This is a genomic window from Paraburkholderia sp. Clong3 (assembly GCF_050436485.1).
Lineage (GTDB): Bacteria > Pseudomonadota > Gammaproteobacteria > Burkholderiales > Burkholderiaceae > Paraburkholderia > Paraburkholderia tuberum.
In genome coordinates this window covers 2,525,972-2,542,236 of the sequence record NZ_JBNDMH010000003.1, presented here as the reverse complement: position 1 = coordinate 2,542,236, position 16,265 = coordinate 2,525,972, and the positions used below count along the sequence as shown (strand labels likewise).

The following is a 16,265-nucleotide window of genomic DNA, read 5'->3' as shown; positions in this document are numbered from 1 at the left end:
CATGCGATGCTATGACGAGATGCGCCATCACGCCGATGGCGTACGGCCGCATTACGCGCGCTTTGAGCGATGGTTGGACAGTCAGGGCGATGAAGCGATCGCGCGCAAACGCGCGGAAGCGGACCTGCTGTTCCGGCGCGTCGGCATCACGTTCGCAGTAAACGGCGACCTGTCAGGCACCGAGCGGCTGATTCCCTTCGATCTGATTCCGCGCATCATCCCGCGCGGCGAATGGCAGACGCTCGAAGCGGGTTTGCGACAGCGCGTGCAGGCTCTCAATCTGTTTATCCACGACGTCTATCACGATCGCAACATCGTGCGCGCGGGCATCGTGCCGGCCGACCAGGTCTATACCAACGCGCAGTATCGTCCCGAGATGCAGGGCGTCGATGTGCCGCTCGGTGTTTACGCGCATATCGCGGGCGTCGACGTGGTGCGCGCCGGCGATGAAGGCGAATTCTACGTACTCGAAGACAATCTGCGTGTGCCGTCGGGCGTGTCGTACATGCTCGAAAACCGCAAGATGATGATGCGGCTCTTCCCCGAACTGTTCGTGCAGAACCGCATCGCACCGGTCGCGCATTATCCCGACCTGCTGCTCGATACGCTGCGCTCGGTCGCGCCCGCGGGCGTCGACGATCCGGTCGTCGTCGTGCTGACGCCGGGCATGTACAACTCCGCGTATTTCGAGCATACGTTCCTCGCGCAGCAGATGGGCGTCGAGCTCGTCGAAGGCAAGGATCTGTTCGTCGACGACAACTACGTGTTCATGCGCACCACGCAAGGACCGAAGCGCGTCGACGTGATCTACCGGCGCGTCGACGACGATTTTCTCGATCCGCTTGCGTTTCGCCCCGACTCCGCGCTCGGCGTACCGGGTCTGCTCACCGCCTATCGCGCCGGCCGCGTCGCGCTCGCGAACGCGATGGGCACCGGCATCGCCGACGACAAATCGATCTACCCGTACGTGCCCGACATGATCGCGTTTTATCTTGGTGAGAAGCCGATTCTGAACAACGTACCGACCTATCAGTGCCGTAAGCCCGAGGATCTCGCCTATACGCTCGCGCATCTGCCGGAGCTGGTGGTCAAGGAAGTGCACGGCGCGGGCGGCTACGGGATGCTGGTCGGCCCCGCCTCGACGAAGGCCGAAGTCGAGGCCTTCCGCGAGCGGCTGATCGCGCGTCCGGCCGGTTATATCGCACAGCCCACGCTGGCGCTGTCCGCGTGTCCGACTTTCGTCGAATCGGGCATCGCGCCGCGCCATATCGACCTGCGGCCGTTCGTGCTGTCGGGCAAGACCACCACGATGGTGGCGGGTGGCCTCACGCGGGTCGCGTTGCAGGAGGGCTCGCTCGTCGTCAATTCATCGCAGGGAGGCGGGACCAAGGACACCTGGATGGTCGACTGACGCGGTTGCCGCCGCGCTTTTCGCCTCGCTCGCAACAGAGCAGAGCAGGGCGCGACACTCGCAACCTGATGCGCGCTGGCGCTCAACGGATAACCAGCGCGGACCTTCGTCGCTGACGAAGGCCTCGCGCGTTCAGATCACAGACATGGAACGTCGTCATGCTTAGCCGAACCGCCGATCACCTCTTCTGGATGGCCCGCTATATGGAGCGTGCGGAGAACACCGCCCGCATGCTCGACATCAACCTGAAGGCGCAACTGCTGCCGCAGACGGCCGAACAGGAGGCTCGCGCGCAGCGCTCGGTGCTGCGCATCTCCGAGCTCGAAAGCGCCTTCGCGCAGCGCTACGACGAACCGACGCGCGACCACATGCTCGACTTCATGATCGCCGACGCAAGTAATCCGTCGAGCATTCATTCGTGCCTGCAGGCCGCGCGTGAAAACGCTCGCGCGGTGCGCGGCACGCTGACGACCGAGTGGTGGGAAACCATCAACGACACGTGGCTCGAATTCAACGAGCGGCTCGCGAGCGGGCAGGCCGCGAGCAATCCGGGCTCGTTGTTCGAGTGGGTCAAGTTCCGCTCGCATCTGTCGCGCGGCGTGACGATCGGCACCGCGCTGCAGGACGACGCGTTCTTCTTCACGCAGCTAGGCACGTATCTGGAGCGCGCCGACAACACCGCGCGGATTCTCGATGTGCGTTTCGCGAACGTCGAGCCGAATTCGCGCGACGCGGCGCGCCAGCTCGAGGACTTCTATTACTGGACCTCGATCCTGAGTTCGGTGTCGGCGCTCGAGATCTACCGCAGGGTATATCGCGACGTCGTGACGCCCGCGCGCGTCGTCGAGCTGATGATCCTCAATCAGCAGATGCCGCGCTCGCTGCTCGCCTCGCTCGACGGCGTGTGCAGCAATCTCGCGATGCTGCGCACATCGGGCTCGAACCAGTGCGAGCGCTTCGCCGGCAAGCTGCGCGCCGAGCTGTTGTATGCCGACATCCGGCAGATTTTCGAAAGCGGTCTGCACGCCTATCTGACGCAGTTCCTCGCTCGCGTGTTCGATCTGGGCAATCTGGTGGCGCGTACTTATCTGATGCTGCCAGTGGCCTGACGGAGTTTTCTCATGTACCTGACGATCCGCCACGACACCTCTTACCGCTACGAAGCGACGGTTCACTATTCGATCCAGCAGTTGCGCCTGACGCCCGCGAGCGGCGCCGGACAGACCGTGCGGCGCTGGAACATCGACGCGCCGGGCAAGCTCGACGCGACGCTCGACGCCTACGGCAACGTGCTGCACACGCTCGTCATGAACAAGCCGCACGACGAGATTCATCTGCGCGTGTCGGGCGAGGTGGACACGATGCCGCTCGTCGACGGCGTGCTGGGTGATCCGCCCGGCCCGATTCCGCTCGAGCATTTCACCTGCGCGACGCGTCTGACCGAAGCCGACGGCGCGATCCGCGAACTGGCGGAGTCGGTGGCGAATCTGGCGAGCCCGGCAAGCCTGCTCACGCTGTCCGAGCAGATCGTGCAGCGCGTGCAGTACCGGCCCGGCGTGACCGAGGTTACGAGCACGGCCGCCGAGGCGCTCGCGCTCGGCAACGGCGTTTGCCAGGACCATGCGCATCTGATGCTCGCGTGCTGCCGCGCGCGCGGCGTGCCGGCGCGCTACGTGAGCGGATATATCGAACCCGGCGACGTGCCGCATGGCGCGAGTCACGCGTGGGTCGACGTATGGCTCGAAGGCAAAGGGTGGATTTCGATCGACGTCACGCATGCCGGGTTTGCCAGCGAGATCTACTGCCGGCTCGCGGTCGCCCGTGACTATGAGGCCGCGGCACCGGTGCGCGGCCGACGCATCGGCGGACTCGAAGAGGAGCTTCACGTGGCGGTGGCGGTCAGCGCGCAGATGTCGCAGTAGCCGCGTTGCAACGCCAACGCGCGCGACGGCATTTAACATGCCTGCCACGTGTTCGGAATCAGCTGCCGAAAGGCTGCAAAAAAGGCTGCAAAAGAGGCCGTAAACACGGATAAAAGGCGCCTGTGCGCCGCATTACAATAGCCCCGTTCCTTTGCCTTCCGCGGATTCCTTATGACTTACTGCGTAGCGATGGCCGTCAACGACGGCCTCGTATTTTTGTCCGACACGCGTACCAATGCGGGCGTCGATCACATCAGTACCGCGCGCAAGATGTCGGTGTTCGAGCAACCCGGCGAACGCATGCTGGTGCTGCTCGGCGCCGGCAATCTGTCGATCACGCAGGCGGTGCTGCACGAGCTGTCCGAGCCCGCCGATGCCAGCGAGCCCACGCTGTGGAGCGTGCCGACCATGGCGGACGCCGCGCGCGTGGTCGGCAGCGCGGTGCGTCGCGTGCATGAGCGCGAGGCCGAGGCGATGCAGAAGTTCGGTGTCGACTTCAATTGCAGCTTCATTCTCGGCGGCCAGATCGCGGGCAACCGGATGCGCCTTTTCATGATCTACGCGGCGGGCAATTTCATCGAGGCGTCGGCCGTGAATCCGTATTTCCAGATCGGCGAGGCGAAGTATGGCAAGCCGATCATCGACCGGGTTCTGACGCCGTCCACACCGCTCGACGAGGCCGCGAAGTCCGCGCTGATCTCGATGGACTCGACGCTGCGATCGAACCTGTCAGTGGGCTTGCCGCTCGATCTGCTCGTGTACGAGAAGGATGCGCTGCGCGTCACGCGGTTCGTGTCGCTCGATCGCGACAACGCGTACTTCGACATGCTTCACCGCACGTGGGGCGAGCGTCTGCGCCAGGTGTTCGCCGAGATTCCCGATCCGGACTGGCAGCAGTCGCTGGATGCGCCGTCGCCGCAGTCGGAGCGGGCGCTGGTGCTATATCGCGCGCCGGTCGGTGCCGATGGCGTCGAGCATGAGCAGGATGTCTCGCCCGCGCAGATTCTCGCGCAGGCCGACAAGGGCAAGGCGCAGCGGCGCTAGCTGCGTTGGGTTCGGAGCGCGCGTCAGGCTCGCTCGGGCCCGCACCAAAACCTCAGGACGAAAAAAAACCAGCCGTCGGCATCGCCTCTGGCTGGTTTCTGGTCTCTGGCTACGCAGCTCGTCAGCTGCGTAGCAGGTCCGATTCGAAGTCCGATTAGAACTTGTGACGGATACCGAGGCTGACCATGACCTGGTTGTTGGTGCTCGACTGGTTGCCATACGAACCGATCGAAGCCGTGGACGAAACGAGTGCGCCCGTAGCCGGATCACGCTGTTGGCCGCTTGCATGCTGCCATGCGGCGACCGTGTACACGTCGGTGCGCTTCGACAGCGAGTAGTCGCCGCCCAGCGAAACCTGGTTGTACGTTGCCTTCGCGTCGCCCGTACCGCGGGTGTACGCGTAGCCGATACCCAGCAGGGCTGCCGGCGTGATCTGGTAGCCGACGTACACGCGGCCGACGTTGAAGATCTGCGTCGACGTGAACGCCGATTGTGCGTCCGGCTTGTAGCGCGCGTTGCTGTACGACAGGTTAGCCGTCAACGGGCCCGTCACGTACTGAGCAGCTGCCGAAGCGATACTGATCGACTTCGCCGTGGTGTAAGCCTGGTTGATGCCTGCGTTGTCCGGGAAGTTCGTGTCGAACGTAGCGCCGGGGACCGTCGTGCTGTTCCAGCCCGTGCGGACAGGAAGGTTGGTGCTTGCGTTGTCAGTCCTCAGGTAGCCACCCGCGACGCTGAACGGACCCGTTGCGTACGTTGCTGCGCCGGCCCACGTTTGACCCGAACCCGTCGCGCCTGCGACGCCGCCCAGAGCGTACATGCCTTCGACCTGGAAGCCCGACCACACCGGCGACACATACTTCAGCGAGTTGTTCACGCGGAAGCTGTTGTCGTTGTTGTCGACGTCACCCGGCGTAGCGAACGTGCTGCCGAAGTAGTTGTCGCCCGTCAGCGGCTGGATCATGTCGACCAGCGGGTCGTATTGACGACCAGCTGTGAAGGTGCCCCAAGAGTCGCCCGTCAGACCGACGTAAGCCTGACGACCGAACATCAGGCCGCCTTGACCGAGCTTGCCGGTGTTGATGTCAAAGCCGTTTTCCAACTGGAAAATTGCCTTCAGGCCGCCGCCGAGGTCTTCCGTGCCCTTCAGGCCGAAACGGTTACCTTGCAGGTTGCCGCCAAACATTTGTACGAGGCTACCGCCGTGGGGCGTAGCGTTGTTCACGTACTGGACCGATTCATCCAGCACGCCATACAGGGTCACGCTGCTTTGCGCGTGAGCGATGCCGGCGACGCCGAGGAGCGCCAGCGAGAGGGTAGACAGTGCGATTCGTTTCATCCATTTCTCCACGCAGATGATTGTTCGTTGTTGCGGAAAGCAGAATAGCTCAGCGGCTCGGCGGGGTAGAAACGGAAAAAAAAGAGTGTCGCCAAAAACTGACAATCGATGCAAACCCTTGTATTTAAAGCTCTCGACGATTGTTTCCATTTGCGCAACATTTATTGGTCTGATGTGCATTATTGTTGATTTGTTGATAGTGACTGGGTGAACGAACGCACGATGAGCATCGATTTGCATGCTAAATGTAATCTAGTCGTGTACGCGTCCACTCGTCCTTGTACTGAAATATAAAAGAGACGGCTGACGAAAGGACTAGACAGGCTGGACAGAAGGGGCGCGTTGTGTGTCCAGGCGCAATTGACTGGATTGACGGCGCAACACGTGCATCTATAAGGGTATGGACGGTAGCGTGGTGTGAAGCGCCCGCTTCAGCGCCGGTCGGCGCCACGGCGCGCCATGGCCGCGGCCGTGAGCCCCGCGGCGGCCGCGAGCAGCACCGAGGTCCACGGGTTGCGTCGCACGTAGCGGTCGGCGGCCGTCGCCTGGCGGCGCGCTTCGACGAGGGCGGACGCCGCGAAACGGGTGGCTTGCGCTTCGGCGTCGAGCACCTTGCGCGTAACGTCCACCGCGGTCTCATGCGCGGAGCGCCTTTGCGCCGCCGCGTTGATTCCCGCGGGCAGCGGCGTAGCCGTTTGGCTGGCAACACCCACAGCAGCGCGAGCAGACGGCGCGGCATTTGCCGCGACGGTCGATGCCGCCAGTACCGACGCGAGCTTCGCGCGGCTGCCCGGCGGCGACTCGCCCTGCATGCCCCAGCCGCCACGCGGATCGTGCAGCCGGCCGCGCGCCGCCGAGAACTCCGCGCCGAGCAGCAGCACCAGCGCCGAGAAGTACAGCCACATCAGCAGCACCGCGAGCGAGCCGGCCGCGCCGAACGCGCTGGCCATTCCCGCATGCGCGAGATACAGCGCGAACAGCTTCTTGCCAGCCGTAAACAACACGGCCGCGACGATGCCGCCCACCACCGCATCGCGCCACAGCACCCGAGCGTCGGGCAGAAACTTGAGCAGTCCGGCGAACGCGAAGATCAGCACGAACAGCCCGACGCCGAGCTGCAGCAGATTGCCGATCACGACATACGGCGAGTCGCCCCACAGCCAGTTGCCGATAAAGACGATCACCGTATCGAGCACCAGCGACACGATCAGCAGGAACGCGACGCCGAGCACGAGCCCGAACGAAATCAGTCGCACCCGCACCAGCGCGAGCCAGCTGGAAGTGCGCGGCCCGCTGTACGGCCACACTATATTGAGCGCGCTGTTCAGCGACGAGAACGTCGCCGACGCGCCGATCGCCAGCAGCGAGAACGAGATGATCGTCGCGACGCCGCCTTTGGCGCCCGCGTGATGCGCGTTCTCGACGATCGTCTGCACGCCGGCCGCGGCCTGGTCGCCGATCAGCCCGTTGATGTGGCCGAACAGCTCGCCGCGCGCGGCCGCCGGGCCGAAGAACCAGCCGGCCACCGCGATCACCATCACGAGCGTCGGCGCGAGCGAAAACGCCGCATAGAACGCGATGCTCGCCGCCAACGCAGGACAGCGGTTCTCCGCGAACTGCCGCAGTGCGCCCATCGCCCAATTGGCCTGATGACGCGCGGCCTGCTGGAGGTTCTCGCGAGAGAGCGTGTCGATGTCCATGATCGTGTCTGAATCGTGAGGGCGCCTTCAGGGTGTTTGCTTCATTGCCTTTCGCAAACCTCGTGCCCGTCACTATACAAGTTAAGCGGCGCGCTGAATGGCCTGCTTTCATGGCCTGTTTCGCGGCCTGTTTTGCGGCCTGTTTTGCGGCCCGTTTCGCGGCCGCCCGCGCGTACCGCTAGAATGCAGCGGGTTAATGTCACCTTTCCGCTCATCATGCATTCGCACGAACTCGTACAGCCACTGGACGTCATCGAGCGCGACCAGTGGAGCGCGCATCTGCCCGCGCACGTCATCGAACAATTGCCGGCGCGCGGGATCACGGTGTTCGCCGTCACCGACGACGCCTCCGACACCGCCGCATTCAGCGCTCGCTACGGCTTCGGTCTCGAAGACTGCGCGAACACGATCGTGATCCGCTACAGGAAAGAGGGTGGCGAGCACTTTGCGGCGCTCGTGTCGCTCGGCTCGCGGCGGCTCGACATCAACGGCGCGGTGAAGGCCGCGCTTGGCGCACAGCGGCTGTCATTCGCGAAGCGCGAGGCGGCGGTCGAGCATAGCCAGATGGAGTTCGGCGGAATTACCGCGTTCGGTCTGCCGGCCGACTGGCGCATCCTCGTCGATGCCGCCGTGATGGAGCGTGCGCAGATCGTGATGGGCGCCGGCGTGCGCGCGGCCAAGCTGCTGATGTCGCCCGACGTGCTGCGGCAATGGCCGCGCTGCGAGGTGGCGGCGCTGACGCTGCCCGCGGACGGAAACCCGCAACCTTGAAGCCGCACTGAAGTTTTCTTCCGTCGCGCCGTTAATCCCGACAACGACATGAAACGTTTGCGGCGTCCGTTCGCGAGGACAGCCGCCGACCACGACGAGGGATACGGAAGATGGAACGGTTTCGCCTGAAAGTGCGGCTGTGGCTCGCGCTCGCGGTGATGTGCATGGGCATTCTGGCGATCGGCCTGTGGGGGGCGTTCAAGACACGAGACACGATGATCGCCGATCGCGAGGGCGAGCTGAAAAACGTGGTCAGCATCGCGTACAGCGTGCTCGATCGCTACAACGCGCTCGTCGCGGCCGGCACGATGCCGCTCGCCGATGCGCAGCGCGCCGCGATGGACGACCTGCGCGCAATGCGCTACGACGGTGCCGGCGGCTATCTCGTGCTCGAAGACAGCCAGGCGCACGTGCTGATGCATGCCACGCGCGCCGACCTCGTCGGCAAGGACATGACCAACGTCACCGATCCGGACGGCCGCCGCGTGTTCAAGGAAGGTTCCGAGCAAACGCAGCGCGAAGGCGAGGCCTTCGTTCATCTGCAGTTCCCGAAGCCCGGCACCGACAAGCTTGCGCCGAAGATCAACTACATGCGGCTTTACAAGCCGTGGGACTGGACCATCGTCACCGGCGTCTTCACGGACGACATCGACGGCGTGTTCTACCGCACCCTCGTGCAATACGTGATCGCGGCGGTGGTGCTTTGCGCGCTCGTGTCGCTGGTGATCGGCGTGATTCTGCGCAGCATTCTGCGTCAGCTTGGCGGCGAACCGGCGTACGCGCTGCAGATTGCATCGCGTATCGCGGACGGCGACCTCGACGTGGTCGTCGACGCGAAGGCCGGCGACAGCACGAGCCTGCTCGCCGCGATGAAACGGATGCAGCAGCGTCTCGCGCAGGCGATCGAGCAGATTCGCGGCGGCGCGACGCTGATTTCGTCGGTATCGAACGAGATCGCCGCGGGCAATTCGGACCTGTCGCGCCGCACCGAGCAGCAGGCGGCCGCGCTCGGCGAGACCGCGTCGAGCATGGAGCAGATCACCGCGACCGTGCGTCAGAACGCCGACAACGCGAAGCAGGCGAGCCAGCTCTCGCACAACGCGTCGGAGACCGCGGCGCGCGGCGGCGCGGTGGTCGGTCAGGTAATCGACACGATGCGCGGGATTTCACAGTCGTCGCACCGGATCGGCGACATCATCGGCGTGATCGAAGGGATTGCGTTCCAAACCAATATTCTCGCGTTGAACGCGGCCGTCGAGGCGGCGCGCGCGGGCGAGGAGGGCCGCGGTTTCGCGGTGGTCGCGGGCGAAGTGCGCACGCTCGCGCAACGCAGCGCGGCGGCCGCGAAGGAGATCAAGGCGCTGATCGAGGAATCGGCCGCGCAGATCGCGGGCGGTTCGGAGCACGTCGGACGCGCGGGTGACACGATGCAGGAAGTCGTGCAGGCGGTACGTCGTGTCAACGACATCATGGGCGAGATCAGCGCTGCGTCGGCCGAGCAGACCTCGGGCATCGAGCAGGTCAACATCGCGGTCGCGAGCATGGATCAGACGACGCAGCAGAATGCGGCGCTCGTCGAGGAGGCGAGCGCGGCGGCCGATGTGCTGAAGACGCAGACCGGGCAGTTGTCGGCGGCGATCGCGGTGTTCCGGTTGCCCGAGCAGCGCTAAAGCACCAGGCCGCGTTGTCGACGCGCGCGAGAATTCACCGCGCGCGGGCTCGCAACGCGGTGCGTGTCTCACGCCAAGCCGATCCCCGCGCGGCTCAACAATTGGCGGTTGCGCTCCGACAGATTCTTCATGCGCAATTGCTTGCCTGCCTTGCGATAGCGCTCGGCCAGACCCTGCAACGCGGCGAGCGCCGAATGATCGGCGAGCAGCAGGTGACTGCAATCGACGGTCACGCTCGCCGGGTCGCGCGCCGGATCGAACAGCTCGTGAAAGCGCGTCGTCGACGCGAAAAACAGCGTGCCGCGCGGCACATAGGTCTTATGGCCCGCTCGATCCTCGGCATGCGTGTGAATTTCGCGCGCGTGCTGCCACGCGAAGTTGAGCGCGGCGATCACGATGCCGCACATCACCGCGATCGCGAGATCGGCAAACACCGTGATGACCGTGACCGCGACGATCACGACGGCCATCGAGCCCGCCGCGCCCGAAATCATGCCGGGACGTCCGCCAAATAGCGCGGTGACGGTGCAGATAAAGAATGCGCCGTACAGACCCATCAACGGATTCAGATGGGCGACGAGCGCAAAGGCGATGCATTCGGGCACCAGCGCGAACGACGAGGTCAAGCCTGCGAGCACGTTGCTGCGAATGCCGGACAGCCTGGCGGGCCGACCGGAAGCGTGACTAGCGGTGTTCATGTTCTACGAGGTGGCGCGCGAGCGCAATGCTGAGGCTTGTATGGGCTGCGCTGGACTGGCGTGGCAACGCGCGGCTGCGCGAAGGATTGCGTCCGCTGGGCGCGGACGGTTTACGAAAGGCGTGAATTCTACCGTCGCGCGATGAACGGCGCCGGCGAAGCGGGCGGGAACGCTATGGCCCGAACGCGCGGCGCGGATCTGTCGTGCAATCGCGCGGTGCGCTCGCGCCACAAATCCGCAAGAGAGAAAGCTCCGCTCAGATACTCAGATAATCAGCCGCGACACCTTCGTGCCCTCGAGCGACACGCCGGCCATCAGGCCGCCGTTGGTCAGCACGAAAGCCTGCACCGGGCTCGTCGCGGTCGACGAATCGACCGCGCCGTTCGCGCCGACTTTCAGCACGGCGACGGTCGCATTCGCGCCGACTGCCCAGCCCTGGCTGTGCATGAATTCGTCGAGCGCTTCCTGCGTCATGAACAGAAACACGAGCGCCTTCGACTGCGCGCCGATCTGCAACCCGAACGAGCCCGCGACCGTGCTGTAGTAGCCGACCGTGCGGCCGCCGATGCGCATCGCCCCTTCACCATACTGTCCGCCGACCCAGAAGCCGGCCGAGATCACCGATGGAAACACCAGCACGCCGCGCGCTTTCGCGACGAGCTCACGCGCGCCGTCGACGTTTTCGTAGAGACGCGCGAGCGTCGAGTCGACGCCGGCGTTGATCGTGTCGCGCTTGCCGGCGTTGGCGGACGGCGATGCGTTCGAGGACGGCGAAGTCGTCGTGCAACCGGTGAGGCTCAGGCCTGCGACGGCCAATGCAGCGCTGCCGGTCATGATGAATTGTCGTCTGCGCATGACGGTTTTCCTTTGCGTTTCTCACGCGTGTTGTACGTTTTGGAAGAGTGCGGCGAGTCGCCTGCTTTGCTTTGTTCTCATATGCACGCGGGAGGTTCCGTGCGCGCGGTCATCGCAGCCAGGCGGCGGCGTGCCGCGACGTTCGCATCGCGGAGGTCCACCGCTCAAACAGCAGATAGCGTGCCCAAGGGCCGCGCCGCCTTGCGCGAGAGCGGCGCGGCCATTGCAGTTCGGGTTTTTGCGCCGCTTTCCGTCACGCGTCGTCGCTACGCCGTTGGGCGAATGTTCTGGTTATGGCGGAACAGGTTGCGCGGATCGTAGCGGTTCTTCACGGCGACGAGCCGCTCATAGTTGGGCCCATAGGCATCCGCGATACGGCCGCCTTCCTCCTGCGTCATGAAGTTGACGTACACGCTGCCGAGCGCAAAGGGGCGCGACGCGTCGAAAAAGTCGCGCGCCCATTTGACACAGCGCTCGTCGTCGCGCGCATCGTCCCAGCGGCCGTGCACGTTCATCGCGTATTGCGTCTCGCGACTTGGGTAAGCGGTCGCGTCGACCGCCACGCGCTGCGTTTGCGCGCCGATCAACCCGAAGAAAATTTCGCATTGCGCGGACGGCAGTGTGTCGATCGCGCGGATCAGCGCGTCGATCAGTCCATCGTCGATGGTGGCGAGGTTGTGCGACTTCCAGTAGTTGCGCGCGCCCGGCGTGAGCAGCGGATCGAAGGCCTGTTGCCAAACTTCATAAGGCATCGGACCGAGATGTTCGCCGAGCGGCTTGCCGAAGCCGCGCACGGCTTCCACCGCGGCTGGGCCTTTTTCGACCGGCCCGTTGTAGCACATCGCGAACACGAGCACGGGTTGGCCGTGCACGTCGGGCGGCAGGAACGGCAGCGGTGGCGCGAGCCGCGCGACGGCCCAGACGGCCAGCTCGTCGGGCATCGCGGGCACGGCATCGCGGTATTTGATCAGCGCTTCCTTCGCGTCGGCGAGCGGCAGCACGACGAGGCCGCCATACACGAGCGGGCCGACCTCATGCAGCGCGAACTCGAATAGCGTAACGACGCCGAAATTGCCGCCGCCGCCGCGAATCGCCCAGAACAGATCGTCGTGCGAAGTGGCGCTCAGGCGGCGCAATTCACCGTCCGCGGTGACGATGTCGGCCGCGACGAGGTTGTCGATCGTCATGCCGTAGCGGCGGCTCAACCAGCCGAAGCCGCCGCCGAGCGTCAGACCCGCGACGCCGGTCGTCGAGTTGATACCGAGCGGCGTCGCGAGTCCGAATGCCTGCGCTTCGTGATCGAGATCGTGCAGCGTCGCGCCCGGTTCGACATAGGCGCGCCGCGCTTGCGGGTCGATGCGCACCGATTTCATCGTGGACAGATCGAGCACGAGGCCGTCGTCGCACACAGCGCTACCGCCGATGTTGTGGCCGCCGCCGCGAATCGCGAGCGGCAGGCCGTTGTCACGCGCGAAGGCGACGCCGCGGCGCACGTCGGCAACACCCGCGCAGCGCAGGATCATCGCGGGAGAACGGTCGATCATTGCGTTCCAGATGCTGCGCGCCGTATCGAAGCCCGGCGTGTCGGGCAGCAGAAGCTGACCGCGAAGTCCGGATTTGAATTCGTCGACCGCACTGCTGGAGATAGTAACCATGTTGTACCTCGTCGAAGAGGGGAAGGCGCTCGCAGAACACTGCTCCGCAGACCAACCAAAAATGCGGGCGGTGAATGAAAGCGGATTGAGAGGTTCGGCTGCGTGCAGTAAACGGGGCGACGCGTCGAAGTCAAACAAAGGTTTACCCGCGTTCGTGGGCGATTCCGCGCGGTGGCTCGCGGGGACAGGCTTTTGCGGGCAGGGCAACGACGATACGCGGCGGTACCGCCGAAGATGGTGGGAATGCTCCGGGAAAAGCGTGCGCGCTGATGTGTTGGTTATCCGACGCGCTGGTGGTTGTGCCACGACACTTTGCATATGGGCGTGGCTCGTGATCGCGTGCGACCGAGGCACACGTTCGACGACTGTGCGAGGTAGCGCACATCGCGACAGCGATTTTCGCGACGCACGCGCATTGCCCGACGACGCGTAATGTTTCGCACGCGCGTTTCGGTGATTTTCATTGCGTTGTCTATTGGATTGCTCTCATTCGGTCTTTCCTATTTTTATTTTTATGTGCGAATGGCCACATGAATAAAACGAATGATGTGTAAATGGTCCATATTTGTCCGATAAAACCAAAGGCTAATTTTCTTTTTGCTGATCCGATTGCATTGAGCGCGATAGTTATTAACTTCCTGTCTGAAGAATATGGAGTAGCGGATTTGGCGGGCGGAACGCCGTTGAACGCCGCCTGACGGGCCGCATCGGCAATATCGCATTGCGTGGTCTAGCGCACGGTCGAGCGGTTGCGCTGCGAATAACTTCAACGTCCATCAAGCCTCGCTGTGCGGCTCTCACGATCATGTGCGCGCACGGCCAGCCGATTCTCTCGAAGCACGCCAAATCGGACCGGGGATTTTCCGTGAGAGAAGTTTTTAGTGCGAACGCATTTTTAATTCGCATAAAGCGAAGCTGCGCAGAGGCTTTGACTTTTCGTTTTGTTGGCGAGCGGAGATTCACTCGTTAATTGGACCGGTCTTTTTGGTGAAATAATTCGGAGAGTGAAATGAAGAAGCAAAACGGGGACGCGTGGATATTGGGAACGCGACGGGCGGCTTTGGCGGTCGCGGTCAGTCTTTATGCGGCGATGGCGGGTGCGCAGACGAATTCGGGGAGCACCGCCGCGCCGGCAACGAATCCCGCAGTGATGGTGCTCGCCGAGGCTAGCGTGCACGGCGGATGTCCGTCGGGCGGCGGGCCGGGTTGCACGTCGCAGGGATTCGGGCAGCTCGGGGCGGGCGCCTTCGGCGTCGCGGCGGCGGGGCTCGGCCCGACATCGCCCACCGGCTCGCCGGCGGGCAACGGGACGTCCTCGACGGGCACGGGCGCGGGAAGCGGTGGCGGGAATAGCTCGGCTAATTCCGGCCCGGGCGGGGTGGGCCCGGGAAATACCGGCGGCAACAACGGCAATGGCGGTGCCGGCGACAACGGTAACGGCGGCGCGGGTAGCGGTGGTGGCGGGAACGGCTCGGGGAATGGCGGCACGGGCGGCGATGGCGGCGGTACCGGAGGCGGTGATAACGGCGGGGACGGTGGTGGGGATGGTGGTCATGGGCATGGGCATGGGCACGGCGGCGATGGTGACGGCGATGGGGGCCACGGACATGGCCACGGTGGTGATGGTGACGGCGATGGCGGCCATGGACATGGCCACGGTGGTGATGGTGACGGCGATGGCGGTCACGGCCATGGCCACGGTGGTGATGGTGACGGCGATGGCGGTCACGGCCATGGCCACGGTGGTGATGGTGATGGCGGCCATGGTCATGGCCACGGCGGCGATGGTGACGGCGATGGCGGCCATGGACATGGCCACGGTGGTGACGGTGACGGCGATGGCGGTCACGGTCATGGGCACGGTGGTGACGGTGACGGCGATGGCGGCCATGGCCACGGTGGTGATGGTGACGGCGATGGCGGTCACGGTCATGGGCACGGTGGTGATGGTGACGGCGATGGCGGCCATGGCCATGGCCACGGTGGTGATGGTGACGGCGATGGCGGTCATGGCCATGGGCACGGCGGTGATGGTGCCGGCGATGGCGGTCATGGCCATGGCCAAGGTGGTGATGGTGATGGCGGTCGTGGCCACGGTGACGGCGGCCGCGGCGATGGCGGCCACGGCGCCAGCGGTCACGGCGACGGCGGTCATGGCGACGGCGGCCACGGTGACGGCGGTCACGGTGACGGTGGTCACGGTGACGGCGGTCATGGTGACGGCGGCCACGGCGACGGCGGCCACGGCAGCAGTGGTGGCGAAGGCAAAGGCGGTTCCGGCAACGGTGGCCATGGCGGTGAAGGCGATGGTGGCCAGGGCAACGGCGGCTACGGCCACGGCGGCCATGGTGGTGAAGGCGGCGGCCAGGGCAACGGCGGCTACGGCCACGGCGGCCATGGCGGTGAAGGCGGCGGCCAGGGTAACGGCGGCTCCGGCAACGGTGGCCATGGCGGTGAAGGCGGTGGCGGCCAGGGCAACGGCGGCTACGGCCACGGCGGCCATGGTGGTGAAGGCGGTGGCGGCCAGGGTAACGGCGGTTCCGGCCACGGCGGCCATGGTGGTGAAGGCGGCGGCCAGGGCAACGGCGGTTCCGGCCACGGTGGCCATGGCGGAGAAGGCGGTGGCGGCCAGGGCAACGGCGGTTCCGGCAACGGTGGCCATGGCGGAGAAGGCGGTGGCGGCCAGGGTAACGGCGGTTCCGGCAACGGTGGCCATGGCGGTGAAGGCGGTGGCGGCCAGGGCAACGGCGGTTCCGGCCACGGCGGCCATGGTGGTGAAGGCGGCGGCCAGGGTAACGGCGGTTCCGGCAACGGTGGCCATGGCGGTGAAGGCGGTGGCGGCCAGGGCAACGGCGGCTACGGCCACGGCGGCCATGGTGGTGAAGGCGGCGGCCAGGGTAACGGTGGTTCCGGCAACGGTGGCCATGGCGGTGAAGGCGGTGGCGGCCAGAGCAACGGCGGCTCCGGCCACGGCGGCCATGGTGGTGAAGGCGGTGGCGGCCAGGGCAACGGCGGTTCCGGCAACGGTGGCCATGGCGGTGAAGGCGGTGGCGGCCAGGGCAACGGCGGCTCCGGCAACGGAGGCCACGGTGGCCGTGGCGGCAACGGCGGCAACGGCAGCAACGGCGGCGGTCAAGGCAGCGGCGGCCACGGTGGCGGCTACGGCGGCGGTGGCTCCGGCAATGGTGGCCACGGCGGCG

At 65.2% G+C, this 16,265-nt stretch carries 12 protein-coding genes; 6 read left to right on the top strand and 6 right to left on the bottom strand.

The features are described from left to right. Window position 1: 1 nt before the first annotated feature. The 4 genes from OKW30_RS34970 to OKW30_RS34955 all read left to right on the top strand — a co-directional run bounded on the left by OKW30_RS34970 (window position 2) and on the right by OKW30_RS34955 (window position 4,377). Window positions 2-1,411, top strand: coding sequence for a circularly permuted type 2 ATP-grasp protein (locus OKW30_RS34970; RefSeq protein WP_187631537.1), 1,410 nt, complete (start codon window positions 2-4; stop codon window positions 1,409-1,411). Window positions 1,412-1,569: 158 nt separating this feature from the next. Then, on the top strand, window positions 1,570-2,520 hold the full coding sequence (locus OKW30_RS34965; RefSeq protein WP_184063123.1) for an alpha-E domain-containing protein: 951 nt from the start codon (window positions 1,570-1,572) through the stop codon (window positions 2,518-2,520). Window positions 2,521-2,532: 12 nt separating this feature from the next. After that, window positions 2,533-3,333: a transglutaminase family protein gene (locus OKW30_RS34960; RefSeq protein ID WP_090807138.1), complete on the top strand. Its 801-nt coding sequence runs from the start codon at window positions 2,533-2,535 to the stop codon at window positions 3,331-3,333. Between the two features lie 171 nt (window positions 3,334-3,504). After that, window positions 3,505-4,377: a peptidase gene (locus OKW30_RS34955; RefSeq protein ID WP_429348885.1), complete on the top strand. Its 873-nt coding sequence runs from the start codon at window positions 3,505-3,507 to the stop codon at window positions 4,375-4,377. 154 nt (window positions 4,378-4,531) lie between these two features. Here the strand turns inward: OKW30_RS34955 and OKW30_RS34950 are convergent, their stop codons facing one another. Together OKW30_RS34950 and OKW30_RS34945 are read right to left on the bottom strand one after the other, a co-directional pair. After that, entirely contained in the window at window positions 4,532-5,716 is a 1,185-nt protein-coding gene (locus tag OKW30_RS34950; RefSeq protein ID WP_429348884.1) for a porin, read from the bottom strand. 431 nt (window positions 5,717-6,147) lie between these two features. Beyond that, window positions 6,148-7,416 carry a YhjD/YihY/BrkB family envelope integrity protein gene (locus OKW30_RS34945; protein WP_429348883.1) on the bottom strand — a complete coding sequence of 423 codons (1,269 nt, stop codon included), beginning with the start codon at window positions 7,414-7,416 and terminating at the stop codon, window positions 6,148-6,150. Window positions 7,417-7,632: 216 nt separating this feature from the next. Between OKW30_RS34945 and OKW30_RS34940 the strand changes: the two genes are divergently transcribed. Both OKW30_RS34940 and OKW30_RS34935 read left to right on the top strand, forming a co-directional pair. Then, on the top strand, window positions 7,633-8,187 hold the full coding sequence (locus tag OKW30_RS34940) for a YbaK/EbsC family protein (protein WP_429349219.1): 555 nt from the start codon (window positions 7,633-7,635) through the stop codon (window positions 8,185-8,187). Between the two features lie 110 nt (window positions 8,188-8,297). Then, window positions 8,298-9,857 carry a methyl-accepting chemotaxis protein gene (locus tag OKW30_RS34935; RefSeq protein WP_429348882.1) on the top strand — a complete coding sequence of 520 codons (1,560 nt, stop codon included), beginning with the start codon at window positions 8,298-8,300 and terminating at the stop codon, window positions 9,855-9,857. Window positions 9,858-9,925: 68 nt separating this feature from the next. Here the strand turns inward: OKW30_RS34935 and OKW30_RS34930 are convergent, their stop codons facing one another. The 4 genes from OKW30_RS34930 to OKW30_RS34915 form a co-directional block, all read right to left on the bottom strand. Next, window positions 9,926-10,555: a SulP family inorganic anion transporter gene (locus OKW30_RS34930; RefSeq protein ID WP_429348881.1), complete on the bottom strand. Its 630-nt coding sequence runs from the start codon at window positions 10,553-10,555 to the stop codon at window positions 9,926-9,928. 264 nt (window positions 10,556-10,819) lie between these two features. Beyond that, window positions 10,820-11,410 carry a BPSL1445 family SYLF domain-containing lipoprotein gene (locus tag OKW30_RS34925; RefSeq protein WP_184007138.1) on the bottom strand — a complete coding sequence of 197 codons (591 nt, stop codon included), beginning with the start codon at window positions 11,408-11,410 and terminating at the stop codon, window positions 10,820-10,822. Window positions 11,411-11,676: 266 nt separating this feature from the next. Next, on the bottom strand, window positions 11,677-13,065 hold the full coding sequence (locus OKW30_RS34920) for an FAD-binding oxidoreductase (protein ID WP_429348880.1): 1,389 nt from the start codon (window positions 13,063-13,065) through the stop codon (window positions 11,677-11,679). 895 nt (window positions 13,066-13,960) lie between these two features. Beyond that, window positions 13,961-16,258 carry a hypothetical protein gene (locus OKW30_RS34915; RefSeq protein ID WP_429348879.1) on the bottom strand — a complete coding sequence of 766 codons (2,298 nt, stop codon included), beginning with the start codon at window positions 16,256-16,258 and terminating at the stop codon, window positions 13,961-13,963. Window positions 16,259-16,265: the final 7 nt, after the last annotated feature.